Origin of the sequence: Salmonella bongori NCTC 12419, assembly GCF_000252995.1 — a bacterium.
GTDB lineage: Bacteria > Pseudomonadota > Gammaproteobacteria > Enterobacterales > Enterobacteriaceae > Salmonella > Salmonella bongori.
In genome coordinates, this window is sequence record NC_015761.1 from 4,261,781 (window position 1) to 4,283,573 (window position 21,793).

The following is a 21,793-nucleotide window of genomic DNA, read 5'->3' on the forward strand; positions in this document are numbered from 1 at the left end:
ATATAAAAGCGAAGCTTGTCTTGTAATTTTTTATTTATAAATAATGAGTCAGAGATAAAAATATGGCATGGACTCCACGCACGTTGGCGGAAGCGCTACGTAAAATTGCTGAATTAGATATTGATGTAGAAAATAATGAATCTTCATTGATAATAAAAATGAATGATTATGGCGACTTAAAACTTACCATTTTATTTACCTCAAAACAAATAATTATCGAGACTTATATATGTCCGGTAAATACTATTAGAGATACCGCGGAATTTAACCTTTTCTTACTAAGAAATCAGAAGGTTTTACCGCTGTCTTCGGTCGGTATTACCCGGGTGAAGCAGGAAGAATATTATGTCGCTTTTGGCGCGTTGTCGTTAAATTCTTCGCTTGATGATGTGACGCTGGAAATCACTACGCTTGTAGAAAATGCGTTGGATATCGCTGAAATAACACAAGACTACTCTCAGGAATAATACAGGCGGCCTTCATGGGAATTTTAAAAAGTTTGTTCACATTAGGTAAATCACTGGTTGCTCAGGCAGAAGATGCCATTGATGAAACGCAAGGCGTACGTATGCTGGAGCAGCATATTCGCGACGCAAAAGCCGAACTGGATAAAGCGGGTAAATCCAGGGTGGATTTGTTAGCGCGGGTGAAACTCAGCCATGACAAGTTGAACGATTTACGTGAGCGTAAAGCCAGCCTTGAAGCACGTGCGCTGGCGGCCATGAGTAAGAATGTTGATGCCGCTTTACTTAACGAAGTGGCGGAAGAGATCGCACGCCTGGAAAATACCCTTCTTGCTGAAGAACAGGTGCTGACAAACCTGGAAGCCTCTCGCGATACGGTAGAAAAGGCGGTGACGGCGACAGGCCAGCGGATTGCGCAGTTTGAGCAGCAACTTGAGGTGGTTAAAGCGACAGAAGCCATGCAGCGCGCGCAGCAGGCGGTGACGACCTCGACCGTCGGTGCGTCTTCAAATGTTTCTACGGCAGCGGAGTCGCTTAAACGTTTACAAACACGTCAGGCTGAACGTCAGGCCCGGCTGGATGCCGCCGCGCAACTGGAAAAAGTCGCCGATGGACGCGACCTGGACGAAAAACTGGCGCAGGCCGGTATTGGTGCAACCCATAAAAGCAATGCTCAGGATGTACTGGCGCGCTTACAGCGTCAGCAAGGCGAGTAATGCTTGCCTATCAAAATCTGCCGGCGTATTTGTCCGCCCTGCCCGGGCCTGCTTATCGGACGGTATTGGCTTTGTTATCTGGCGCATGAAAGCGCGCTACCACATGGCATTATGCCTGGCAACAATTGCAGTCTGGCCGAAGAGGTCGTCTGGCAGGAAAGAGAGATTTCCCTATGTTACAGTTTTTTCGGCGTTTATTCGGTAAAACAAACGGGCCAGCGCCGGTTCGTGGGCCATTAGGACTACATCTTAACGCCGGTTTTACGCTGGATACGCTGGCGTTTCGGCTGCTGGAGCCGTCGTTGCTGGTGACATTACCGGGCGAAAAATACACTGTTGCGGCAGCGAGTCGCATAGATTTAGGCGGCGGCAGCCAGATTTTTCGCTACTACACTTCTGGCGATGAGTTTCTGCAAATCAATACCACTGGCGGCGTGGACATCGACGACATTGATGACATCAAGCTCTTCGTGTACGAGGACAGCTTCGGTATCAACGAGGAACGTCACTGGCGTTCAGCTATTGCGCCCGCGGCAATAGGGCCGATAACGCTCGACTGGCAGGAACGACGCTGGCAGCGCTTTTTTAACGCTGAAGAGCCGGGAAATATTGAGCCCGTCTACATGCTGGAAAAGGTTGAAAATCAGCAGGCAGAGAGATGGGACGTTCACAATTTTACGATGGGCTTCCAGCGTCAGGTGGCGGACGATACCTGTGAATATCTTTTATTGACCGGAGAAGAATCATTTAACGAGCGTGGCGAGCCTGAATGGGTATTTTCACGCGCGCTTGGTGTGGATATTCCACTCACTTCACTAACGGTTATTGGCTAAGTACTTAAAGGACAATTATGCATATACTGGATTCATTATTGGCTTTCTGCGCCTATTTTTTTATTGGCGCGGCAATGGTCATTATATTTCTTTTTATTTACTCAAAGATAACGCCGCATAATGAATGGCAGTTGATAAAAAATAACAATACTGCGGCATCGCTGGCCTTTAGCGGTACGTTGCTGGGCTATGTCATCCCTTTATCCAGCGCGGCGATAAACTCAGTCAGTATCCCGGACTATTTTGCCTGGGGCGGCATTGCGCTGGTTATTCAACTGCTGATTTATGGCTGCGTAAGGTTATACATGCCTACGCTGAGCGAAAAAATTATTCATCACAACGTGGCGGCGGGACTGTTTATGGGAACCGCAGCGCTGGCAGGCGGCATTTTCAACGCTGCCTGTATGACATGGTAATGGAAGATCATGGCAAAAAAACGACAATCCAGAAATAAATCCCATACGCGTTATTCGGCAACAACCCGGATAGCTGAGCCAGTGAATCCCTTTGAGCGGAAACAACATCGTTATACCCCCAAATACCTGACGCTGGCGATTATGGGCGGCGCGGCCTTTTTTCTCCTGAAAGGTTGCGGCGATGACGGTAATACCGACAATGATGGCGACGGTACGTTTTATTCTACGATGAATGACTGTATTGACGATGGCAATAGTGCCAGCGTTTGTGCTGACGGCTGGAATAATGCAAAAACAGAATTTTACGCCAATGTGCCTAAACAATTGACGCAGGAAAACTGCCAGTCGCAGTTTGGCGACTGCTACTTTGATAGCACCGAGCGAAGCTGGCTCCCCGTGTTTAGCGGTTTTTTGCTCAGTCGGATAATCCGTCAGAATCGTGATGAACCCTATATCTATAGCAGCGGTGGTTCATCCTATGTGTCCCGCCCCGTCTGGCGCACCGCGTCCGGCGACTATGCGTGGCGCAGCGGCACAGGAGAAAGCAATACTGTGACCCGCCATAGCTATACGACGCGGAAAGCCTCCACCATTTCCCGCGGCGGCTATGGTCGTTCTTCCAGCGCCCGCGGGCATTGGGGAGGTTAACCATGCTACGACATAACGTGCCGGTGCGCCGGGATCTGGATAAGATCGCCTGCGATCACGGTTTCGACTTCCATATTATCGATGACGAAATTTACTGGGATGAAAGCCGGGCATACCGTTTTACATTACGACAAATTGAAGAACAGATCGAAAAACCGACCGCAGAGCTTCATCAGATGTGCCTTGAGGTCGTAGAGCGTGCGGTCCATGATGAACAGATCATGCGGCAACTGGCGATCCCGCCGCTGTACTGGGATGTCATCGCGGAAAGTTGGCGCCGCCGCGATCCTTCGCTTTACGGACGAATGGATTTCGTCTGGTGCGGCAAAGATCCGGTAAAGTTGCTGGAATACAATGCCGATACACCGACTTCGCTCTATGAGTCCTCCTACTTTCAATGGCTATGGCTGGAAGATGCCCGCCGTAGTGGCGCCATCCCGCGTGATGCCGATCAATACAATGCGATACAGGAGCGGTTGATCGCCCGCTTCAGTGAGTTATATAGCCGGGAGCCACTCTACTTTTGTTGTTGTGAAGATACCGATGAAGATCGCACGACAGTACTGTATCTCCAGGATTGCGCACAGCAGGCGGGTCAGGAGACGCGGTTTATCTATATTGAAGAACTGGGGCTTGGCGTAGGCGGTGTACTGACCGACCTGGAGGACAACGTGATTCGCCGCGCGTTTAAACTCTATCCGCTGGAGTGGATGATGCGCGACGATAACGGTCCGCTGCTACGTAAACGCCGTGAGCAGTGGATTGAGCCATTATGGAAAAGTATTCTGAGCAACAAAGGACTACTGCCATTATTGTGGCGCTTTTTTCCTGAACACCCGAACCTGCTCCCGGCCTGGTTTGACGGCGAAAAATCGCTCGCCGTGCCAGGTGAAAGCATGGTACGAAAGCCAATTTACTCGCGTGAAGGCGGTAATGTCACCATTTTCGACGGTCTGCAAAATATTATCGACCATGCTGACGGTGATTACGCCGACGAACCGATGATTTACCAGGCATTTCAGCCGCTGCCGCGTTTTGGCGATAGCTATACGCTGATTGGCAGTTGGATCATCGACGATGAAGCGTCCGGGATGGGGATTCGTGAGGATAATACGCTGATTACCAAAGATACTTCCCGTTTTGTTCCCCATTATATTGCGGGTTAATCCTGCTTTTGTGATCTTCCTCCGGCGTCAATGGCGCAGTCATGACCATACTTGACTGCACCGCCATTGAAGGAGGGAGACACAATGTCCTGGCAAACTCATACCGTTTTTAACCAACCAGCCCCTCTCAATAACAGTAATTTATTTCTTTCTGATGGAGCGCTATGCGAAGCGGTTTCCCGCGAAGGCGCCGGATGGGACAGCGATCTTCTTGCCAGTATTGGCCAACAATTGGGAACGGCAGAGTCACTGGAACTGGGGCGACTGGCGAACGCGTATTCTCCTGAGTTGTTGCGTTACGATCCGCAGGGTCAGCGTCTGGATGACGTTCGCTTTCATCCCGCCTGGCACCTGTTGATGCAGGGGCTGTGCGCTAATCGGGTACATAATCTGCCCTGGCAAGAAGAGGCCAGGGCGGGGAGTTTTGTCGCCCGTGCGGCGCGTTTTGTATTACATGCGCAGGTAGAAGCCGGAACACTTTGTCCTGCCACGATGACCTTTGCCGCGACGCCTTTGTTATTGCAGATGCTTCCTGCCGCTTTCCACGACTGGCTCACGCCGCTGCGCAGCGATCGCTACGATTCGCATTTGCTGCCGGGTGGGCAGAAACGGGGGCTACTCATCGGCATGGGGATGACGGAAAAACAGGGGGGCTCGGATGTACTCAGTAATACGACCCGTGCGGATCGGCTGGCGGATGGTTCATATCGGTTGGTGGGGCATAAATGGTTTTTCTCTGTGCCGCAAAGCGATGCGCACCTGGTGCTGGCACAGGCAAAAGGAGGACTATCCTGTTTTTTTGTGCCGCGTTTCCTGCCAGATGGGCAACGGAACGCTGTCCGTCTTGAGCGTTTGAAAGATAAACTCGGCAATCGTTCTAATGCCAGCGGCGAAGTGGAGTTTCAGGATGCCCTTGGCTGGCTGCTGGGAGAAGAGGGCGAAGGGATTCGGCATATCTTAAAGATGGGCGGTATGACGCGTTTTGACTGCGCGCTCGGGAGTCATGGCTTAATGCGGCGCGCGTTTTCCGTGGCGATTTACCATGCTCACCAGCGTCAGGTTTTTGGTAAGCCTTTGATAGAACAGCCGTTAATGCGGCAGACTTTAAGCCGTATGGCGCTGTGCCTGGAGGGGCAAACGACATTTTTGTTTCGGCTGGCACGCGCCTGGGAACAGCGGAGTGAGGCGAAAGAGGCAGTATTAGCGCGGTTATTCACGCCCGCGGCGAAATTTGCCATCTGTAAACAGGGCATTCCTTTTGTGGCCGAGGCGATGGAAGTACTCGGCGGCTCAGGTTATTGCGAAGAGAGCGAACTCCCGCGTTTGTATCGGGAAATGCCGGTGAACAGTATCTGGGAAGGTTCCGGCAATATCATGTGTCTGGATGTACTCCGGGTGCTAACAAAACAACACGCCGTCTATGACGTATTGGGTGACGTTTTTGCGGAAGTCAAAGGACAGGACCGCCATTATGACCGCGCCGTGCGTCAGTTACAGCAACGTTTACGTAAGCCTGGCGAAGCTACAGGAAGAGAGATTACGCAACAACTTTTTTTGTTGGGATGTGGCGCGGAAATGCTTCGCTACGCCTCGCCGCCGTTGGCGCAGGCATGGTGTCAGATGATGCTGGATACGCGCGGCGGAATGCCGCTGTCTGCTCAGGTGCAAAATGACTTATTACTAAGGGCGACGGGAGGCTTACGGTAACCTTTTTCTGGTTTCGACCTGGCCGGATGGGACGCGGTGTGCCTGATAGCACCTGTTATCTGGTTTGTAGCATATGCCAATTCTGTACGCCGGATAAGGCGTAACCGCCATCCGGCGTCAGTCATGTGGAATCAGGCGTAAAGTATCGCCTGCACGCGCCAGTTATCCGGTTGTTGTTCTTCATACATTTGGATGATCCTGTACCAGGACGCGCCCTGTTCATCGGCTTTCAGGGCGATAATCCGTTCCACATCCTGTGGGTTTCCTGCAACATTACTGACCGAGATCAGGCCGATTTCATTCAGACCCGTTACGCAGTCAGCACTGGCGAATTCGGCAGACTGTGCCGTCGTACTCACCAGTCCGGCAGAAAGCAACAGTGAGGATAAGGCAAGTTCTTGTTTCATCGTCAGCTCCTTATTACATACCCCGCATTTAACAGGACGCTCCATTGCGGTAAGCCTGTTTGCTTATTGTGCACAGGTAAACGCATAGGGACGCAAAGCAATGTAAAACTGACTAAAAATCAATCTACTGTTATTGACGATATAAAATAGCTTGTGAATACCATTGTCCGGTAACAACAGTTTCATCAACCATTACAATAACGTAATAATCGGCTTTCGCAGCGACGGCTTTCGCTCTGATTTCATCTATTGCATCATCCGGGGAACCCCGAACCAGCGCGCTGACACTCCCCATCCGCTGTAGCCCTTGCGTTTGATCGCGCCGGATTTCCTGCGGGTGATCGGCGACAGGCGGCGCAGGTTGTGGCGTACCTTGCAGCACGCTACACGCGCTTAATAACAGTGCTGCTATTAATGAAGCAAACCGACGCATAACTCTATCTCGTTTCCTGATAACCATAGTGTAATGCCTTATTGATTTCCCTTTAGGGGGAATGTTCCCGAAGTGTTACCTGTCACGCGATTTTCGAATGAAAATGTTGCGAAAGCGTAACCCAGTTCTCAACATTATGAATCATTGCGCTATCCATAAACTTGCGTTAAGTATTTCTCCGTGTCATACCGGATAAAAAGGAGAGAACAATGATAACGATTGAAACACGACAACTCGCCGGGCGCACCGTACTTCATGCCTTTCCGGAAGGGAAACGCACTACGCCGCTCCCCTGCGTGGTGTTCTATCATGGTTTCACCTCCTCCAGCCTGGTTTATAGTTATTTTGCTGTCGCTCTGGCGCAGACAGGGTTTCGGGTAGTGATGCCGGATGCGCCGGAACATGGCGCTCGCTTCAACGGCGACTCACAGGCAAGAATGCATAGATTCTGGCAGATTCTGCAGCAAAATATGCAGGAATTTACGACGTTACGTGCGGCGATTCAGGCGGAAAACTGGCTCCAGGACAATCGTCTGGCGGTGGGCGGCGCATCCATGGGCGGTATGACGGCGCTGGGCATTATGGCGCGTCATCCTGAGGTAAAGTGCGGCGCCAGTTTAATGGGGGCGGGCTATTTTACAGAGCTTGCCCGAACGCTTTTCCCGCCGTTATCCCCCCAGACTCCGGCGCAGCAGGCGGAATTTGATAATATCATTGCCCCGCTGCGCCAGTGGGAAGTTACACACCAGCTGGAGCGGCTGGCCGACAGGCCGCTTCTGTTATGGCATGGTCAGGAGGATGATGTGGTGCCTGCGATGGAAACGTTTCGGCTCCAGCAGGCGCTCGCCGGGGCCAGGCTGGATAAGCATTTGACCTGTCTGTGGGCCGCAGGCGTACGGCACCGCATTACGCCAGAGGCGTTATCGGCGACGGTGGCGTTTTTCCGGCAGCATCTTTAAACACGGAGTATGCTTACACCCTGGGCTTCCAGTTGTTGCAACACGTCCGGATTCGCATTTTTGCCAGTAATCAACATATTGATTTGATCGGCACGGCTGAATAACATGCCCGCCCGCTCTCCAATTTTACTGCTATCGACCAGTGCGACCAGTTTCCCGACTACGCTGAGCATTTTTTGTTCCGCCATGGCGGTCAGCATATCGGTTTTGTACAGGCCATCCGCGGTTAAGCCCTTGCCGCTGGTAAACATCCAGTGGCCGGCATAGAGACTATTTTCACTTCCCTGCGGGCTGAGGGTAATCGACTGGCTTTTGTTATACTGACCGCCCATGATAATGACGCTCTCATGCTCTTGATCGATCAAATAATTCGCCAGTGGCAGATAGTTGGTAATGATCTGTACCGGTTTTCCGCACATTTCGCGCCCCAGCAGGAAGGCGGTAGAGCCGCAGTTAATCACCACGCTTTCACCGGGATTTACCAGTTGCGACGCCGCTTTCGCGATGCGCACTTTTTCATCGTGGTTTTGTGCCTGATGCAGATTCATCGGCGTCCAGCGGGGCCGCTGTTGGGTGATGGCTTCTGCGCCGTTGCGTACTTTTTTCAGTTTACCGCTTTCGTCGAGCTTGTTGATGTCGCGGCGCGCTGTCGCTGGGGAAATCCCCAGGCGTTCAATCACGTTTTCGACAGTAACAAAGCCCAGCTGTGCCAACATATCCAGCAGTATTTGATGTCTTTGTGCTTCAGTCATGAGCTATTCCGATACAAATTGATTTGAAAAGATGATATTTGAAATAGCCTGGAAATACTAAAGTAAATAGGAAAAAATGCCGGGTAATCCCGGCATAATATCGACTCACAGGAAGGATTTAAACGGTAGATCGGGCTCGATCGTAAAGCAATCATCAAAACCGCGCGGATAATGGTATTCGAAATTGTCTTTATCCAGTGGCCAGGTAAACTTGCCGCCAACCTGCCAGATAAATGGTTTAAAACCATACTTCAGGCGATCTTTCTTCATTTCCCACAGCACGCGGATCTCCTGCGGATCGGCCTGGAAGTTAGACCAGATATCGTGATGGAACGGGATCACCACTTTGGTATTCAGAGATTCCGCCATGCGCAGGATATCCGCACTGGTCATTTTATCCGTAATACCGCGTGGGTTTTCGCCATAGGAACCCAGCGCCACATCAATTTGATGCTCATTGCCGTGTTTCGCGTAATAGTTGGAATAGTGAGAGTCGCCGCTGTGATAGAGATTGCCGCCCGGCGTTTTAAACAGATAGTTGACCGCGCGTACATCCATGCCGTCCGGCAGTACGCCAGCGGCTTTCTGATCGGCGGGCAGCGTGATTAACGCGGTACGGTCAAATGCATCAAGCGCATGAATTTCAATATCTTTTACTTTCACCACATCGCCCGGTTTTACCACGATGCAGCGTTCTTTCGGCACGCCCCAACCAACCCATAAATCTACGCAAGTCTGCGGCCCGATGAACGGTACATCGTCAGCGCAGTTTTGCATCACGGCGGCAGCTACGTTGACGTCAATGTGATCATTATGATCGTGGGTCGCCAGTACGGCATCAATCTGACGAATAGCGAAAGGATCAAGCACAAACGGTGTGGTGCGCAGGTTGGGCTGTAATTTTTTGACGCCAGCCATACGTTGCATCTGATGGCCGGTTTTCATTAGCGGATTACCGTGGCTTTGTTTGCCGGTACCGCACCAGAAATCAACGCATACGTTGGTGCCACCTTCAGATTTTAGCCAAATGCCAGTACAGCCTAGCCACCACATAGCGAACGTGCCCGGTGCTACCTGCTCCTGCTCAATCTCTTCATTTAGCCAGCTTCCCCACTCCGGAAACGTGCTCAGAATCCATGATTCGCGCGTGATGCTTTGTACTTTACTCATCGCATTTACCTTCATGTTTATTCAAAATAGGTCAAGGTGTGATTTGTTTTGATTAATCCTGACACTATTTCATCAAGAAGGCAATGGGCGATTTTTTAGCTTTTTACGCAGGAATAGCTCCGCTGGCTGAAAGTTTACTCCGGTATAGTGATCTGAATTAGCTTTCATCTTTATGATTTTACTTGATTTAAATAAAATGAAGACCATTTGCAAGTAAACCATGTATTAAGTGTGCTAATTATTGCGTGCTACGTCACATTTAATCAAATTTAATCTTGTTGTGATTACTTTTGAAAATTAGAGTGAAGGGACACTATTCTGAGCGCCAGCGACTCAGCAACCTTGTCTACCGGAGATCGTAATGGAGATCCTCTATAACATCTTTACCGTTTTCTTTAATCAGGTAATGACGAATGCCCCGCTATTACTGGGTATTGTGACTTGCCTCGGTTACATTCTGTTGCGTAAGAGCGTCAGCGTAATCATCAAAGGGACGATCAAAACGATCATTGGCTTCATGCTGCTACAGGCCGGGTCCGGTATTCTGACCAGCACCTTTAAGCCTGTGGTGGCGAAGATGTCCGAGGTCTACGGTATCAACGGCGCGATTTCCGATACCTATGCTTCGATGATGGCAACGATTGACCGCATGGGCGAAGCGTATAGTTGGGTAGGCTATGCGGTGTTGCTCGCATTGGCGCTGAACATTTGTTACGTCTTGTTGCGGCGCATTACCGGTATTCGCACCATCATGTTGACCGGGCACATCATGTTTCAGCAGGCGGGGCTGATTGCGGTCTCTTTCTATATTTTCGGCTATTCCATGTGGACCACCATTATCTGCACGGCGATTCTGGTTTCCCTGTACTGGGGCATCACCTCCAACATGATGTATAAGCCTACCCAGGAAGTGACCGATGGTTGCGGTTTCTCTATTGGTCACCAGCAACAGTTTGCTGCCTGGATCGCCTGGAAAGTCGCCCCTTATCTTGGAAAAAAAGAAGAGAGCGTGGAAGACCTTAAACTTCCCGGCTGGCTGAATATCTTCCATGACAACATCGTGTCAACAGCAATTGTGATGACGATTTTCTTCGGTGCGATCCTGCTTTCTTTTGGTATCGACACGGTACAGGCGATGGCGGGTAAAACCCACTGGACGGTCTATATCCTGCAAACCGGCTTCTCGTTCGCCGTGGCGATTTTCATCATTACGCAGGGTGTGCGTATGTTTGTCGCCGAGCTCTCTGAGGCCTTTAACGGAATCTCCCAGCGCTTGATTCCGGGCGCCGTCCTGGCGATTGACTGCGCCGCTATTTACAGCTTCGCGCCTAACGCCGTGGTCTGGGGCTTTATGTGGGGAACCATCGGCCAATTGATTGCCGTTGGTATCCTGGTGGGTTGCGGTTCTTCCATTCTGATTATTCCTGGCTTCATTCCGATGTTCTTCTCTAACGCCACCATTGGTGTTTTTGCCAACCATTTTGGCGGCTGGCGCGCGGCGCTGAAGATTTGTCTGGCAATGGGCATGATTGAAATTTTTGGCTGCGTCTGGGCGGTAAAACTCACCGGTATGAGCGCCTGGATGGGGATGGCGGACTGGTCGATCCTGGCGCCGCCGATGATGCAGGGTTTCTTCTCCCTCGGCATTGCCTTTATGGCCGTCATCATTGTCATTGCACTGGTTTATATGGTCTTCGCAGGACGCGCGCTGCGCGCTGAAGAGGATGCAGAAAAACAACTGGCAGAAGCTTCTGCTCAATAAGGAGTTTGGTTATGACCGTACGTATTCTGGCTGTGTGTGGTAACGGGCAAGGCAGTTCCATGATCATGAAAATGAAAGTGGATCAATTTTTAACCCAGTCCAATATCGACCACACGGTAAACAGCTGCGCGGTAGGTGAATACAAAAGTGAGCTGAATGGCGCGGACATCATTATCGCCTCTACCCATATCGCAGGCGAAATCAGCGTGACGGGTAACAAATATGTTGTTGGCGTGCGCAATATGCTATCGCCTGCTGACTTTGGCCCAAAACTGCTGGAAGTGATCAAAGCGCATTTTCCACAGGATATGAAGTAAGGACGCATCATGAAATTACGTGATTCACTGGCGCAAAACCATTCTATTCGTTTACAGGCGGAAGCCAGCACCTGGCAAGAAGCCGTTAAGATCGGCGTCGATTTGTTGGTCGCTGCTGATGTGGTGGAACCGCGCTATTACCAGGCCATTCTCGACGGCGTGGCGCAGTTTGGCCCCTATTTTGTACTTGCCCCCGGTCTTGCGATGCCACATGGCCGCCCGGAAGAGGGAGTCAAGAAAACGGGTTTTGCTCTGGTGACGCTGAAAAAGCCGCTGGCATTTAACCACGAAGACAACGACCCGGTCGATATCCTCATCACGATGGCGGCAGTAGATGCCAATACCCATCAGGAAGTAGGCATCATGCAGATCGTCAACCTGTTTGAAGATGAAGCCAATTTTGACCGTTTACGTGCCTGCCGCACCGAGCAGGATGTACTGGATTTAATCGATAACGCCACTGCGGCGGCTGTTTAAGGGAGAAACAAAATGTCATTACCGATGTTGCAGGTCGCGCTGGATAACCAGACGATGGATAGCGCCTATGAAACCACCCGCCTGATCGCCGAAGAGGTGGATATCATTGAGGTGGGCACTATTCTGTGCGTTGGCGAAGGCGTGCGCGCCGTTCGCGACCTGAAAGCGCTCTATCCGCACAAAATTGTGCTGGCGGACGCCAAAATTGCCGATGCCGGTAAAATCCTCTCCCGTATGTGTTTTGAAGCCAACGCAGACTGGGTGACCGTAATCTGTTGCGCCGATATCAACACCGCGAAAGGCGCGCTGGATGTGGCGAAAGAGTTCAACGGCGACGTACAGATCGAGCTGACCGGCTACTGGACCTGGGAACAGGCGCAGCAGTGGCGCGATGCAGGAATTGGGCAGGTAGTTTACCACCGCAGTCGCGACGCGCAGGCTGCCGGCGTAGCATGGGGCGAGTCAGATATCGCCGCTATCAAACGGTTGTCTGATATGGGCTTTAAAGTGACGGTGACGGGCGGCCTGGCGCTGGAAGATCTGCCGCTGTTCAAAGGCATTCCTATCCATGTCTTTATCGCGGGGCGTAGCATTCGCGATGCCGAATCTCCGGTAGAAGCTGCGCGTCAGTTTAAACGCTCCATTGCCCAGTTGTGGGGCTAAGGAGCGGCTATGTTGTCGAAAAACATACCGCTTGGCATCTATGAAAAAGCGCTCCCCGCCGGGGAGTGCTGGCTGGAGCGGCTGCGGTTAGCGAAAACGTTGGGATTTGACTTTGTTGAAATGTCGGTCGATGAGACCGATGCCCGGCTGGCGCGCCTCGACTGGGGTTGTGAGCAACGTCTGGCGCTGGTGAGCGCCATCGCTGAAACCGGTGTGCGCGTGCCGTCCATGTGCCTGAGCGCCCATCGTCGTTTTCCGCTCGGTAGCGAAGATGATGCGGTGCGGGCACAGGGGCTGGAGATTATGCGTAAAGCGATTCAGTTTGCCCAGGACGTGGGGATCCGCGTCATTCAACTGGCGGGGTACGACGTTTACTATCAGGAGGCTAATGACGAAACGCGCCGCCGCTTCCGTGATGGGTTAAAAGAGAGCGTTGATATGGCCAGCCGCGCCCAGGTGACGCTGGCGATGGAGATCATGGACTATCCGCTGATGAATTCAATCAGCAAGGCGTTGGGCTACGCCCATTACCTGAATAACCCGTGGTTCCAGCTTTATCCGGATATCGGTAATTTGTCGGCATGGGATAACGATGTACAGATGGAACTGCAGGCCGGAATCGGTCATATCGTCGCGGTACATGTTAAAGACACCCAACCCGGCGTGTTCAAGAACGTGCCGTTTGGCGAAGGTGTTGTTGATTTTGAACGCTGTTTTGCAACGCTCAAACAGAGTGGGTATTGCGGGCCATACCTGATTGAGATGTGGAGCGAAACGGCAGACGATCCGGCGGCTGAAGTGGCAAAAGCGCGTGACTGGGTGAAAGCGCGCATGGCCAGCGCCGGTCTGGTGGAGGCAGCCTAATGAAAAAGCTCAAGCAGCAGGTATTTGACGCTAACATGGATTTGCCCCGTTATGGACTGGTGACGTTTACCTGGGGCAACGTCAGTGCCATCGACCGTGAACGCGATGTCATCGTGATTAAACCCAGCGGTGTTGCTTATGAAACCATGAAAGTAGATGACATGGTAGTGGTGGATATGGATGGCAAGGTGGTGGAGGGACGTTATCGTCCTTCTTCCGATACCGCTACTCATCTGGCGCTGTATCAACGCTATCCGTCGCTCGGCGGTGTTGTTCATACCCATTCAACCCATGCCACGGCATGGGCGCAGGCAGGGAAGGCGATTCCTGCGCTGGGCACGACCCATGCCGACTACTTTTTTGGCGATATTCCCTGTACCCGGGCTTTGAGCGCAGAAGAAGTTCGGGGCGAATATGAACTCAACACGGGCAAGGTGATTATCGAAACGCTGGGTGACGTAGAGCCGCTGCACACGCCAGGCATTGTGGTGTATCAACACGGGCCATTCGCCTGGGGCAAAGACGCGCACGATGCGGTACATAACGCGGTGGTGATGGAAGAGGTGGCGAAGATGGCGTGGATTGCGCGCGGCATTAACCCAGCGCTGAATCCCATCGATGGTTATCTGATGAACAAGCACTTCATGCGTAAGCATGGTCCGAACGCCTATTACGGGCAGAAGTGAAATACTGCTCCGGAATTCAGTCCTCCCGGGGATGTTATCGGTCAGATTCCGGGGCGCCTTTAACAGCACAACTTATACAGCTTCAGTTTTTTATGACTATCAACGGATTGTTTGTCAAAACGGACCCACGATGCCGACGGTATGGTGTTGCGGCTTTGGTCGGTTTTATGGCAGGTATTATCTCTGCATTTGTTAAATGGGGGGCAGAAGTTCCATTACCACCAAGAACTTTTTCAGGAGGGCGTGACGAATTTAATCCCCCCTACCTATTCTTACGGGATTACTTAGGTATTGACCCGACACAAACAGTTTATACTTTTTCCGAACATATTATTAATCCAGTAATGGTGACCCATATTATCTTCTCGCTGGTATTCGCAATAGGATACTGTGTCGTCGCTGAAATTTTTCCTAAGGTTACATTGTGGCAGGGGATATTGGCAGGGGTGGTGGTGACGGTAGTGGTTCATGGCATATTTTGTCCTGCATTGAATTTAACGCCCCCGCTGACGCAACTCCCCGCCGATGAATACGTTTCTGAAATTTTGGGACATATCTTCTGGTTTTGGGTGATTGAATTAATGCGTCGGGATCTTCGAAATCGCATTACGCATGAACCTGATGCGGAAGTACGGCTGGTTCGATAGCTTTTTCAAAAAAAGCCCCCTGTTCAGGGGGCAAATCACGCTATAGCTTTTTCGTGGGTTTTTCTGGATAGTTAGCGATAAATATCCGCGCTGGCATGAATGTTGCCATTGCTACCCGGTTCCCGAATCAGGATCATGTGATAGTACGTTGCGCCTTGCGCATTGGTCTTTTCATTCAGCGCCCGATCGGCTTCATTTTCTGTCGCGAAATTATGGTTGATATAAATTACGCCTAAGCTCTGCACATCATCCATATTTCTGGCTTGCTGATTGTTTATTTTGATGGCTGCCGTTGCGGTTATGCTAAACAAAAGCGTCGCCAGAAATAACATTATCCGGGCTCGCATGGTGTACCTCCTTAACAGCACTGTCTGGTTGGCGATATCCCCCTTTAGTGAATCGCTTCTGGTTTAATTTTAACCATAACCCGCCGCAGAGATGGCGACCTTTTCTGATGCTGTTGTTCAAAAAATTATCGCATTGTCGTTTTTTACCTGATTAACAACCCGTTGATGTATGCCGCCATGTTTAAGAAACCCTGTGTGGCAAAAAAGCGCGCTGACCACATTGTCAATTCTCTGCCGGAACAGGCCGTTTATAGTGGCGTGCGATATGAAGTTAATATCTCAGCAGCAAAATGCGACGGGATAGGCGTTACGTTCGGCACGATAAATAATTGTACAATCACCTTGAGTTTGCCCGCAGGCGTCAGTATTATAACGCGTCATTTTTCAGCCGACCTTTAACACGTTCCTTGCCTCCATGGGCCGCGGCTGACCCAGACAGGAGGCTGAATAATCCGTAAGGAGCAATTCGATGCGTCATTACGAAATCGTTTTTATGGTCCATCCTGACCAGAGCGAACAGGTTCCGGGCATGATCGAGCGTTACTCTGCTGCCATCACTGGTGCAGAAGGCAAGATCCACCGTCTGGAAGACTGGGGCCGCCGTCAGCTGGCTTACCCGATCAACAAACTGCACAAAGCTCACTACGTTCTGATGAACGTTGAAGCGCCGCAGGAAGTGATCGATGAGCTGGAAACTACCTTCCGCTTCAACGATGCCGTTATCCGCAGCATGGTTATGCGTACTAAGCACGCTGTTACCGAAGCATCTCCGATGGTTAAAGCGAAAGACGAACGCCGTGAGCGTCGCGATGATTTCGCTAACGAAACCGCAGATGATGCTGAAGCTGGGGATTCTGAAGAGTAATTTCTGATGACCAACCGTCTGGCGTTGTCCGGCACCGTGTGCAGGGCTCCCCTTCGAAAGGTCAGTCCATCAGGAATTCCGCATTGCCAGTTCGTGCTTGAGCATCGTTCTGTGCAAGAGGAAGCCGGCTTTCACCGGCAGGCGTGGTGCCAAATGCCCGTCATTGTTAGCGGACATGAAAACCAGGCCATTACTCACAGTATAACGGTCGGCAGCCGCATAACCGTTCAGGGGTTCATCTCTTGCCACAAGGCAAAGAACGGTCTGAGCAAAATGGTTCTGCATGCCGAGCAGATTGAATTGATAGATTCTGGAGACTAGCCATATGGCACGTTATTTCCGTCGTCGCAAGTTCTGCCGTTTCACCGCGGAAGGCGTTCAAGAGATCGACTATAAAGATATCGCTACGCTGAAAAACTACATCACCGAAAGCGGTAAGATTGTCCCAAGCCGTATCACCGGTACCCGTGCAAAATACCAGCGTCAGCTGGCTCGCGCTATCAAACGCGCTCGCTACCTGTCTCTGCTGCCGTACACTGATCGCCATCAGTAATCGGTCACGGTCCATTAATACGACTTTGAGAGGATAAGGTAATGCAAGTTATTCTGCTTGATAAAGTAGCAAACCTGGGTAGCCTGGGTGATCAGGTTAACGTTAAAGCGGGCTATGCTCGTAACTTCCTGGTACCACAGGGTAAAGCTGTTCCGGCTACCAAGAAAAACGTTGAATACTTCGAAGCACGTCGCGCTGAACTGGAAGCCAAACTGGCTGACGTTCTGGCTGCTGCTAACGCACGCGCAGAGAAAATCAACGCCCTGGAAACCGTTACTATCGCGTCTAAAGCTGGCGACGAAGGTAAACTGTTCGGTTCCATCGGTACTCGCGACATCGCTGACGCTGTTACTGCAGCGGGTGTTGACGTGGCTAAGAGCGAAGTTCGTCTGCCGAACGGCGTTCTGCGTACCACTGGCGAGCACGAAGTGAACTTCCAGGTTCACAGCGAAGTATTCGCTAAAGTTATCATCAACGTGGTTGCTGAGTAATCAGTCATTCTCGTTTTGATAGCAACAAAACGTCGGCCTGGTGCCGACGTTTTGCTTTTTTGACCTCACCGATTTTCGACTGGCTATCTCGTTCTCTTTCCGCGATAATTAAAAATAAAACATTATTTTAATTTCTTGGTGAAAGAATGGATACCCAACACCAGGCCTCTCCGTTTGCCCGCAAAAATGTCGTCTATTTGTGTGCCGCATTTTGTTGCCTGTTATGGGGCAGCGCTTATCCAGCTATCAAAAGCGGCTATGACCTCTTTCAGATAGCTACTGATGATATTCCTTCCAAAATTGTGTTCGCCGGATACCGTTTTTTGCTTGCGGGTGTGTTGCTGCTGCTGTTCGTGTGGTTTCAGCGTAAACCGATTGGTCGGTTTCGTCCGCGCCAGTTTGGTCAGTTGATGTTACTGGGACTGACCCAGACGTCGCTGCAATATCTCTTTTTTTATATTGGCCTGGCGTTCACCACTGGTGTGAAAGGGTCAATAATGAACGCAACGGGCACCTTTTTTAGCGTGTTGCTGGCGCATTTTATTTATCAGAACGACCGATTGAGTTACAACAAAACGCTCGGCTGTATTCTGGGCTTTGCGGGCGTCATGGTGGTGAACGTCAGCAGCGGCCTGGATTTCAGCTTTAATCTGCCGGGAGAAGGCTCCGTGGTGCTGGCGGCGTTTATTCTTTCTGCGGCCACGTTGTATGGCAAACGTCTCTCACAGACGGTCGATCCGATGGTCATGACTGGCTATCAATTAGGGATTGGCGGTCTGGTACTGGTCATTGGCGGTTACGTTTTTGGCGGTACGCTGACGATACATGGCTTCTCGTCGGTGGCGATTTTAGTCTATCTGACTCTGCTCTCATCGGTCGCTTTTGCGCTATGGAGCATTTTACTCAAATATAACCGCGTGGGGATGATTGCGCCGTTTAACTTTCTGATCCCGGTTTCCGGCGCGGCTCTTTCGGCTATTTTTCTCGGCGAGAATATTCTGGAGTGGAAATACATGGTTGCGCTGGTGCTGGTATGTTCAGGGATCTGGTGGGTAAATCAGGTGAAGCGGTGATGCTTCACCTGAACGAATAGGGGGAGGTGGGGTAAGGCGCAGCCGGCGTTACTGCGCGCGAATAAAGCTACCGTCAGGCTGACGCGTAAACAGTATCTGTTGACCATTATCGCTATCGATTGTTAAGCCTGTTACCACGCCGCTGGCGTTCTGGCGAATTTTAATCATTTGACCGTTTTTAAGATTACTCAGCGGTTTGCCAGTACCTTCTACCTGCGCCATAGCATAAACGTCTGTCGGGGGCAGTCCGTGGTCGCGGAAGAGTTGCGCCAGGGTTTTACCAGGCTCTACCCGGTACACGCGCCACTGTTGACCGATACCGCTATCCTGTTGGAAAGGCTGCGATTGCGGTTGGTGTGGCTCCTCCGGCTGCCCTTCCTGAACAGGCTCCGGCGCGACAGGCGCCACCTGATCCGGATCGTTTTGCGGGGGGACTAACTGCGCCTGAATCTGCGCGTCGTCAGGCGGCTGGGATGGTGATTGCAGATCTAATTGTGCCTCCCGCGTAACGACAGGCGTATCGTTGGTTTCACTGGCAGGAAGGAGGAAACCAATCACCAGCACGATAGCGGCAATGATAATGCCACGACGATGCATCGGCGGCAGTGGTTCCATGATGCGAAAATTATCCGGCGCGTGCCAGATTTTCGCCAGGGTTGGTTTTAGTTCAAAGCGCCCGGGCATGGTTTACCTCCTGCTCCGCATCTCGTTCCTTAATCATAGAGTATAGATGGCTAACACTATGATACTGGTCGTGCTATCCGCTTTCGTGACGTCAATACGGATAATCTATTGTTTCTTTTTCCCTGAGATTTGTCATCCTCCCTGAGACAAAGTTTTACCAGAAGAAGCGTGGCTGTTATGCTGCCCGTTACTTTTTTGATATCCAATGAAGGAAAAATAATGGCCACCCCGACTTTTGACACTATCGAAGCGCAAGCGAGCTACGGCATTGGTTTGCAGGTAGGACAGCAGCTCAGCGAATCCGGTCTTGAAGGGCTACTGCCCGAAGCGCTGGTTGCAGGCATTGCTGATGCGCTGGAAGGCAAACACCCGGCTGTTCCTGTTGATGTCGTGCATCGCGCGCTGCGTGAAATTCATGAACGTGCCGATGCGGTGCGTCGTGAGCGTTTCAAGGAGATGGCGGCTGAAGGCGTGAAATATCTGGAAGAAAACCGCGAAAAAGACGGTGTGAACAGCACTGAATCGGGTTTGCAGTTCCGCGTTCTGACGCAGGGCGAAGGTGCTATTCCGGCGCGTACCGATCGTGTGCGTGTGCATTATACGGGTAAGCTCATTGACGGAACCGTATTTGACAGTTCTGTGGCTCGCGGCGAACCGGCTGAATTTCCGGTAAATGGTGTGATTGCGGGCTGGATTGAGGCACTGACCTTGATGCCGGTGGGTTCCAAATGGGAACTGACCATCCCGCAGGAACTGGCCTATGGCGAGCGTGGGGCCGGGGCATCTATTCCGCCGTTCAGCACCCTGGTGTTTGAAGTGGAACTGCTGGAAATCCTGTAAACATCCGGCTTTGCCGGATGACAGCGCAAGCGCTTTATCCTGACTACAAAATCGGATGAAATGTAGATCGGATGACGGTGTAAACGTCATGGACGGCCTACAAAACCCCGTAAACCGTAGGCCGGACAAGGCAAAGCCGCCATCCGGCAAGCCTTTAATTTAGTAGATAGCGATATTTTATTTTGCAAATGCAGTCGTTGCGTGTATTTTTGTGAGCTGATTCGCATTATCAAAGTGATATAACACCCACTTTAAACATAAAATTAACATTATATTTAAATCTTAGTATTCATCCCGCCGATTCTTACCTAATATCGATGAGTCCTGATAACAGGATCGTCGTATCATAGACAAAAGGCCGTAGAGCCCGCACAACACAGACAGGTACAGGAAGAAAAAACATGGTAGATCAGGTAAAAGTCGCTGCCGACGAACAGGCGCCGGCTGAACAGTCGCTACGGCGCAATCTTACAAATCGTCATATACAGCTTATCGCCATCGGTGGCGCAATTGGGACCGGTCTGTTTATGGGATCGGGTAAAACGATCAGTCTCGCCGGGCCGTCGATCATATTTGTTTATATGATCATCGGCTTTATGCTCTTTTTCGTGATGCGTGCTATGGGCGAGCTGCTGCTCTCGAATCTGGAATATAAATCTTTTAGCGATTTTGCCTCAGATCTACTTGGCCCCTGGGCGGGATATTTCACCGGCTGGACCTACTGGTTTTGTTGGGTAGTTACCGGCATGGCTGATGTGGTGGCGATTACCGCCTACGCGCAGTTTTGGTTCCCTGGCCTTTCTGATTGGGTCGCTTCGCTGGCGGTGGTGATCCTGCTGCTAAGCCTCAACCTCGCCACTGTTAAAATGTTTGGTGAGATGGAGTTTTGGTTTGCGATGGTCAAAATTGTTGCCATTGTGGCGTTGATTGTCGTCGGACTGGTCATGATTGCGATGCACTTTAAATCGCCGACCGGTGTTGAAGCGTCTTTCGCACATCTGTGGAACGACGGTGGCTGGTTCCCGAAAGGTATCAGCGGATTCTTTGCCGGCTTCCAGATTGCGGTCTTCGCCTTCGTCGGGATTGAACTGGTTGGCACTACCGCTGCCGAAACCAAAGATCCGGAAAAATCACTGCCGCGAGCCATTAACTCGATTCCGATTCGTATCATCATGTTCTACGTCTTTGCGCTGATTGTCATTATGTCGGTGACGCCGTGGAGCTCCGTGGTGCCCGATAAGAGCCCATTTGTTGAGTTGTTTGTGCTGGTGGGGCTGCCTGCTGCCGCAAGCGTGATCAATTTTGTCGTACTGACCTCGGCGGCGTCTTCCGCCAACAGCGGTGTTTTCTCAACCAGCCGTATGTTATTTGGTCTGGCGCAAGAGGGCGTGGCGCCAAAAGCGTTTGCGAAGCTGTCAAAACGCGCGGTACCAGCGAAAGGACTGACTTTCTCCTGTATTTGCCTGTTGGGCGGCGTAGTCATGTTGATGGTCAACCCGAGCGTGATTGGTGCGTTCACCATGATCACCACGGTTTCGGCCATCCTGTTTATGTTTGTCTGGACCATTATCCTGTGTTCATATCTGGTGTACCGCAAACAACGTCCTCACCTGCATGAGAAATCCATTTATAAGATGCCGCTTGGTAAACTGATGTGCTGGGTCTGTATGGCGTTCTTTGCATTCGTGCTGGTACTGTTGACGCTGGAAGACGATACGCGTCAGGCGCTGATCGTGACGCCGTTATGGTTTATTGCGTTGGGTCTGGGCTGGCTGTTGATAGGTAAGAAACGGATGGCGGGAATGCGTTAATGACTTTGCCCGGTGGCGCTGGCGCTTACCGGGCTTACAATG

28 protein-coding genes and 1 pseudogene are annotated in these 21,793 nt (G+C 51.2%); 23 read left to right on the forward strand and 6 right to left on the reverse strand.

Features of this window, described 5'->3' with window-relative positions; genetic code table 11:
- The first annotated feature begins 62 nt into the window (after positions 1–62).
- From SBG_RS19995 to SBG_RS20025, 7 genes are all read left to right on the forward strand, one after another.
- Positions 63–467 carry a YjfI family protein gene (locus SBG_RS19995; protein WP_000312614.1) on the forward strand — a complete coding sequence of 135 codons (405 nt, stop codon included), beginning with the start codon at positions 63–65 and terminating at the stop codon, positions 465–467.
- 14 nt (positions 468–481) lie between these two features.
- On the forward strand, positions 482–1,180 hold the full coding sequence (locus SBG_RS20000; protein WP_000511989.1) for a PspA/IM30 family protein: 699 nt from the start codon (positions 482–484) through the stop codon (positions 1,178–1,180).
- Positions 1,181–1,353: 173 nt separating this feature from the next.
- Positions 1,354–2,013, forward strand: coding sequence for a YjfK family protein (locus tag SBG_RS20005; protein ID WP_020845907.1), 660 nt, complete (start codon positions 1,354–1,356; stop codon positions 2,011–2,013).
- Between the two features lie 17 nt (positions 2,014–2,030).
- A complete protein-coding gene (locus SBG_RS20010) occupies positions 2,031–2,429 on the forward strand; it encodes a DUF350 domain-containing protein (protein WP_000547745.1) in 399 nt (132 codons plus the stop codon).
- A 9-nt stretch (positions 2,430–2,438) separates the two neighbouring features.
- The gene (locus SBG_RS20015) at positions 2,439–3,077 is read left to right on the forward strand and encodes a DUF1190 domain-containing protein (protein ID WP_001085612.1); all 639 of its coding nucleotides are present in this window, start codon (positions 2,439–2,441) and stop codon (positions 3,075–3,077) included.
- Positions 3,078–3,079: 2 nt separating this feature from the next.
- Complete coding sequence (locus SBG_RS20020) at positions 3,080–4,243, forward strand: glutathionylspermidine synthase family protein (protein ID WP_000943941.1); 1,164 nt, start codon at positions 3,080–3,082, stop codon at positions 4,241–4,243.
- An 84-nt stretch (positions 4,244–4,327) separates the two neighbouring features.
- Positions 4,328–5,950 (forward strand): isovaleryl-CoA dehydrogenase, encoded by a 1,623-nt coding sequence (locus SBG_RS20025; RefSeq protein ID WP_000118992.1) that lies wholly within the window; start codon positions 4,328–4,330, stop codon positions 5,948–5,950.
- A gap of 131 nt (positions 5,951–6,081) precedes the next feature.
- Here SBG_RS20025 and yjfN read toward each other — a convergent pair whose 3' ends face one another.
- Complete coding sequence (gene yjfN, locus SBG_RS20030; protein ID WP_001664967.1) at positions 6,082–6,357, reverse strand: DUF1471 family protease activator YjfN; 276 nt, start codon at positions 6,355–6,357, stop codon at positions 6,082–6,084.
- Positions 6,358–6,487: 130 nt separating this feature from the next.
- A complete protein-coding gene (gene bsmA / locus SBG_RS20035; RefSeq protein WP_000236759.1) occupies positions 6,488–6,817 on the reverse strand; it encodes a biofilm peroxide resistance protein BsmA in 330 nt (109 codons plus the stop codon).
- 182 nt (positions 6,818–6,999) lie between these two features.
- Between bsmA and yjfP the strand changes: the two genes are divergently transcribed.
- On the forward strand, positions 7,000–7,749 hold the full coding sequence (yjfP, locus tag SBG_RS20040; protein ID WP_000628306.1) for an esterase: 750 nt from the start codon (positions 7,000–7,002) through the stop codon (positions 7,747–7,749).
- Here the strand turns inward: yjfP and ulaR are convergent.
- Together ulaR and ulaG are read right to left on the reverse strand one after the other, a co-directional pair.
- The gene (ulaR, locus tag SBG_RS20045) at positions 7,746–8,501 is read right to left on the reverse strand and encodes an HTH-type transcriptional regulator UlaR (RefSeq protein WP_000133623.1); all 756 of its coding nucleotides are present in this window, start codon (positions 8,499–8,501) and stop codon (positions 7,746–7,748) included. The two genes, yjfP and ulaR, sit on opposite strands and share 4 nt — an antisense overlap.
- Before the next feature lie 105 nt (positions 8,502–8,606).
- Positions 8,607–9,671 carry an L-ascorbate 6-phosphate lactonase gene (gene ulaG / locus SBG_RS20050; protein WP_000049161.1) on the reverse strand — a complete coding sequence of 355 codons (1,065 nt, stop codon included), beginning with the start codon at positions 9,669–9,671 and terminating at the stop codon, positions 8,607–8,609.
- Positions 9,672–10,032: 361 nt separating this feature from the next.
- Between ulaG and ulaA the strand changes: the two genes are divergently transcribed.
- The 7 genes from ulaA (at position 10,033) to SBG_RS20085 (ending at position 15,087) form a co-directional block, all read left to right on the forward strand.
- Positions 10,033–11,433, forward strand: a complete 1,401-nt coding sequence (gene ulaA / locus SBG_RS20055; protein WP_000404882.1) for a PTS ascorbate transporter subunit IIC — start codon at positions 10,033–10,035, stop codon at positions 11,431–11,433.
- A gap of 11 nt (positions 11,434–11,444) precedes the next feature.
- Positions 11,445–11,750: a PTS ascorbate transporter subunit IIB gene (gene ulaB / locus SBG_RS20060; RefSeq protein ID WP_000218352.1), complete on the forward strand. Its 306-nt coding sequence runs from the start codon at positions 11,445–11,447 to the stop codon at positions 11,748–11,750.
- Between the two features lie 9 nt (positions 11,751–11,759).
- Positions 11,760–12,227: a PTS ascorbate transporter subunit IIA gene (gene ulaC, locus SBG_RS20065; RefSeq protein WP_000776541.1), complete on the forward strand. Its 468-nt coding sequence runs from the start codon at positions 11,760–11,762 to the stop codon at positions 12,225–12,227.
- Positions 12,228–12,239: 12 nt separating this feature from the next.
- The gene (gene ulaD / locus SBG_RS20070; protein WP_000056751.1) at positions 12,240–12,890 is read left to right on the forward strand and encodes a 3-keto-L-gulonate-6-phosphate decarboxylase UlaD; all 651 of its coding nucleotides are present in this window, start codon (positions 12,240–12,242) and stop codon (positions 12,888–12,890) included.
- A 9-nt stretch (positions 12,891–12,899) separates the two neighbouring features.
- Positions 12,900–13,754, forward strand: coding sequence for an L-ribulose-5-phosphate 3-epimerase UlaE (gene ulaE, locus SBG_RS20075; RefSeq protein WP_000949464.1), 855 nt, complete (start codon positions 12,900–12,902; stop codon positions 13,752–13,754).
- Complete coding sequence (locus tag SBG_RS20080) at positions 13,754–14,440, forward strand: L-ribulose-5-phosphate 4-epimerase (protein WP_000734360.1); 687 nt, start codon at positions 13,754–13,756, stop codon at positions 14,438–14,440. Before ulaE ends, SBG_RS20080 begins: the two co-directional genes overlap by 1 nt.
- A gap of 92 nt (positions 14,441–14,532) precedes the next feature.
- A complete protein-coding gene (locus SBG_RS20085; RefSeq protein WP_015703108.1) occupies positions 14,533–15,087 on the forward strand; it encodes a YagU family protein in 555 nt (184 codons plus the stop codon).
- Positions 15,088–15,158: 71 nt separating this feature from the next.
- Here the strand turns inward: SBG_RS20085 and yjfY are convergent, their stop codons facing one another.
- Positions 15,159–15,434: a DUF1471 family protein YjfY gene (gene yjfY, locus SBG_RS20090; RefSeq protein WP_024135176.1), complete on the reverse strand. Its 276-nt coding sequence runs from the start codon at positions 15,432–15,434 to the stop codon at positions 15,159–15,161.
- Between the two features lie 193 nt (positions 15,435–15,627).
- Between yjfY and SBG_RS23305 the strand changes: the two are divergent.
- The 6 genes and pseudogenes from SBG_RS23305 to SBG_RS20120 all read left to right on the forward strand — a co-directional run bounded on the left by SBG_RS23305 (position 15,628) and on the right by SBG_RS20120 (position 18,416).
- Positions 15,628–15,833 (forward strand): annotated as a pseudogene (locus tag SBG_RS23305) (hypothetical protein).
- 70 nt (positions 15,834–15,903) lie between these two features.
- Positions 15,904–16,299, forward strand: coding sequence for a 30S ribosomal protein S6 (rpsF, locus tag SBG_RS20100; RefSeq protein WP_001216673.1), 396 nt, complete (start codon positions 15,904–15,906; stop codon positions 16,297–16,299).
- Between the two features lie 6 nt (positions 16,300–16,305).
- Positions 16,306–16,620 (forward strand): primosomal replication protein N, encoded by a 315-nt coding sequence (priB, locus tag SBG_RS20105; RefSeq protein ID WP_001519453.1) that lies wholly within the window; start codon positions 16,306–16,308, stop codon positions 16,618–16,620.
- 4 nt (positions 16,621–16,624) lie between these two features.
- Entirely contained in the window at positions 16,625–16,852 is a 228-nt protein-coding gene (gene rpsR, locus SBG_RS20110) for a 30S ribosomal protein S18 (protein WP_000135199.1), read from the forward strand.
- A gap of 41 nt (positions 16,853–16,893) precedes the next feature.
- Entirely contained in the window at positions 16,894–17,343 is a 450-nt protein-coding gene (gene rplI / locus SBG_RS20115) for a 50S ribosomal protein L9 (RefSeq protein WP_001196065.1), read from the forward strand.
- A 146-nt stretch (positions 17,344–17,489) separates the two neighbouring features.
- The gene (locus SBG_RS20120) at positions 17,490–18,416 is read left to right on the forward strand and encodes a DMT family transporter (RefSeq protein ID WP_000380895.1); all 927 of its coding nucleotides are present in this window, start codon (positions 17,490–17,492) and stop codon (positions 18,414–18,416) included.
- 48 nt (positions 18,417–18,464) lie between these two features.
- Here the strand turns inward: SBG_RS20120 and SBG_RS20125 are convergent, their stop codons facing one another.
- Complete coding sequence (locus tag SBG_RS20125) at positions 18,465–19,100, reverse strand: LysM-like peptidoglycan-binding domain-containing protein (RefSeq protein WP_001119440.1); 636 nt, start codon at positions 19,098–19,100, stop codon at positions 18,465–18,467.
- Positions 19,101–19,319: 219 nt separating this feature from the next.
- Between SBG_RS20125 and fklB the strand changes: the two genes are divergently transcribed.
- Both fklB and cycA read left to right on the forward strand, forming a co-directional pair.
- Positions 19,320–19,940, forward strand: coding sequence for an FKBP-type peptidyl-prolyl cis-trans isomerase (gene fklB, locus SBG_RS20130; RefSeq protein ID WP_000235163.1), 621 nt, complete (start codon positions 19,320–19,322; stop codon positions 19,938–19,940).
- Positions 19,941–20,341: 401 nt separating this feature from the next.
- Complete coding sequence (gene cycA, locus SBG_RS20135) at positions 20,342–21,751, forward strand: D-serine/D-alanine/glycine transporter (protein ID WP_000228324.1); 1,410 nt, start codon at positions 20,342–20,344, stop codon at positions 21,749–21,751.
- Positions 21,752–21,793 lie beyond the last annotated feature (42 nt).

Excerpts from the sequence above, each read along its gene's own strand:
- SBG_RS20015 (WP_001085612.1), top strand. The coding sequence starts at position 2,439 with ATGGCAAAAAAACGACAATCCAGAAATAAATCCCATACGCGTTATTCG.
- yjfN (WP_001664967.1), bottom strand. The coding sequence starts at position 6,357 with ATGAAACAAGAACTTGCCTTATCCTCACTGTTGCTTTCTGCCGGACTG.
- ulaE (WP_000949464.1), top strand. The coding sequence starts at position 12,900 with ATGTTGTCGAAAAACATACCGCTTGGCATCTATGAAAAAGCGCTCCCC.
- ulaG (WP_000049161.1), bottom strand. The coding sequence starts at position 9,671 with ATGAGTAAAGTACAAAGCATCACGCGCGAATCATGGATTCTGAGCACG.
- SBG_RS20005 (WP_020845907.1), top strand. The coding sequence starts at position 1,354 with ATGTTACAGTTTTTTCGGCGTTTATTCGGTAAAACAAACGGGCCAGCG.
- SBG_RS20025 (WP_000118992.1), top strand. The coding sequence starts at position 4,328 with ATGTCCTGGCAAACTCATACCGTTTTTAACCAACCAGCCCCTCTCAAT.
- SBG_RS20010 (WP_000547745.1), top strand. The coding sequence starts at position 2,031 with ATGCATATACTGGATTCATTATTGGCTTTCTGCGCCTATTTTTTTATT.
- yjfY (WP_024135176.1), bottom strand. The coding sequence starts at position 15,434 with ATGCGAGCCCGGATAATGTTATTTCTGGCGACGCTTTTGTTTAGCATA.
- SBG_RS20120 (WP_000380895.1), top strand. The coding sequence starts at position 17,490 with ATGGATACCCAACACCAGGCCTCTCCGTTTGCCCGCAAAAATGTCGTC.
- fklB (WP_000235163.1), top strand. The coding sequence starts at position 19,320 with ATGGCCACCCCGACTTTTGACACTATCGAAGCGCAAGCGAGCTACGGC.
- rplI (WP_001196065.1), top strand. The coding sequence starts at position 16,894 with ATGCAAGTTATTCTGCTTGATAAAGTAGCAAACCTGGGTAGCCTGGGT.
- SBG_RS20020 (WP_000943941.1), top strand. The coding sequence starts at position 3,080 with ATGCTACGACATAACGTGCCGGTGCGCCGGGATCTGGATAAGATCGCC.
- ulaB (WP_000218352.1), top strand. The coding sequence starts at position 11,445 with ATGACCGTACGTATTCTGGCTGTGTGTGGTAACGGGCAAGGCAGTTCC.
- rpsR (WP_000135199.1), top strand. The coding sequence starts at position 16,625 with ATGGCACGTTATTTCCGTCGTCGCAAGTTCTGCCGTTTCACCGCGGAA.
- SBG_RS20085 (WP_015703108.1), top strand. The coding sequence starts at position 14,533 with ATGACTATCAACGGATTGTTTGTCAAAACGGACCCACGATGCCGACGG.
- yjfP (WP_000628306.1), top strand. The coding sequence starts at position 7,000 with ATGATAACGATTGAAACACGACAACTCGCCGGGCGCACCGTACTTCAT.
- SBG_RS20125 (WP_001119440.1), bottom strand. The coding sequence starts at position 19,100 with ATGCCCGGGCGCTTTGAACTAAAACCAACCCTGGCGAAAATCTGGCAC.
- ulaC (WP_000776541.1), top strand. The coding sequence starts at position 11,760 with ATGAAATTACGTGATTCACTGGCGCAAAACCATTCTATTCGTTTACAG.
- cycA (WP_000228324.1), top strand. The coding sequence starts at position 20,342 with ATGGTAGATCAGGTAAAAGTCGCTGCCGACGAACAGGCGCCGGCTGAA.
- SBG_RS20080 (WP_000734360.1), top strand. The coding sequence starts at position 13,754 with ATGAAAAAGCTCAAGCAGCAGGTATTTGACGCTAACATGGATTTGCCC.
- ulaR (WP_000133623.1), bottom strand. The coding sequence starts at position 8,501 with ATGACTGAAGCACAAAGACATCAAATACTGCTGGATATGTTGGCACAG.
- bsmA (WP_000236759.1), bottom strand. The coding sequence starts at position 6,817 with ATGGTTATCAGGAAACGAGATAGAGTTATGCGTCGGTTTGCTTCATTA.
- ulaD (WP_000056751.1), top strand. The coding sequence starts at position 12,240 with ATGTCATTACCGATGTTGCAGGTCGCGCTGGATAACCAGACGATGGAT.
- rpsF (WP_001216673.1), top strand. The coding sequence starts at position 15,904 with ATGCGTCATTACGAAATCGTTTTTATGGTCCATCCTGACCAGAGCGAA.
- SBG_RS19995 (WP_000312614.1), top strand. The coding sequence starts at position 63 with ATGGCATGGACTCCACGCACGTTGGCGGAAGCGCTACGTAAAATTGCT.
- priB (WP_001519453.1), top strand. The coding sequence starts at position 16,306 with ATGACCAACCGTCTGGCGTTGTCCGGCACCGTGTGCAGGGCTCCCCTT.
- ulaA (WP_000404882.1), top strand. The coding sequence starts at position 10,033 with ATGGAGATCCTCTATAACATCTTTACCGTTTTCTTTAATCAGGTAATG.
- SBG_RS20000 (WP_000511989.1), top strand. The coding sequence starts at position 482 with ATGGGAATTTTAAAAAGTTTGTTCACATTAGGTAAATCACTGGTTGCT.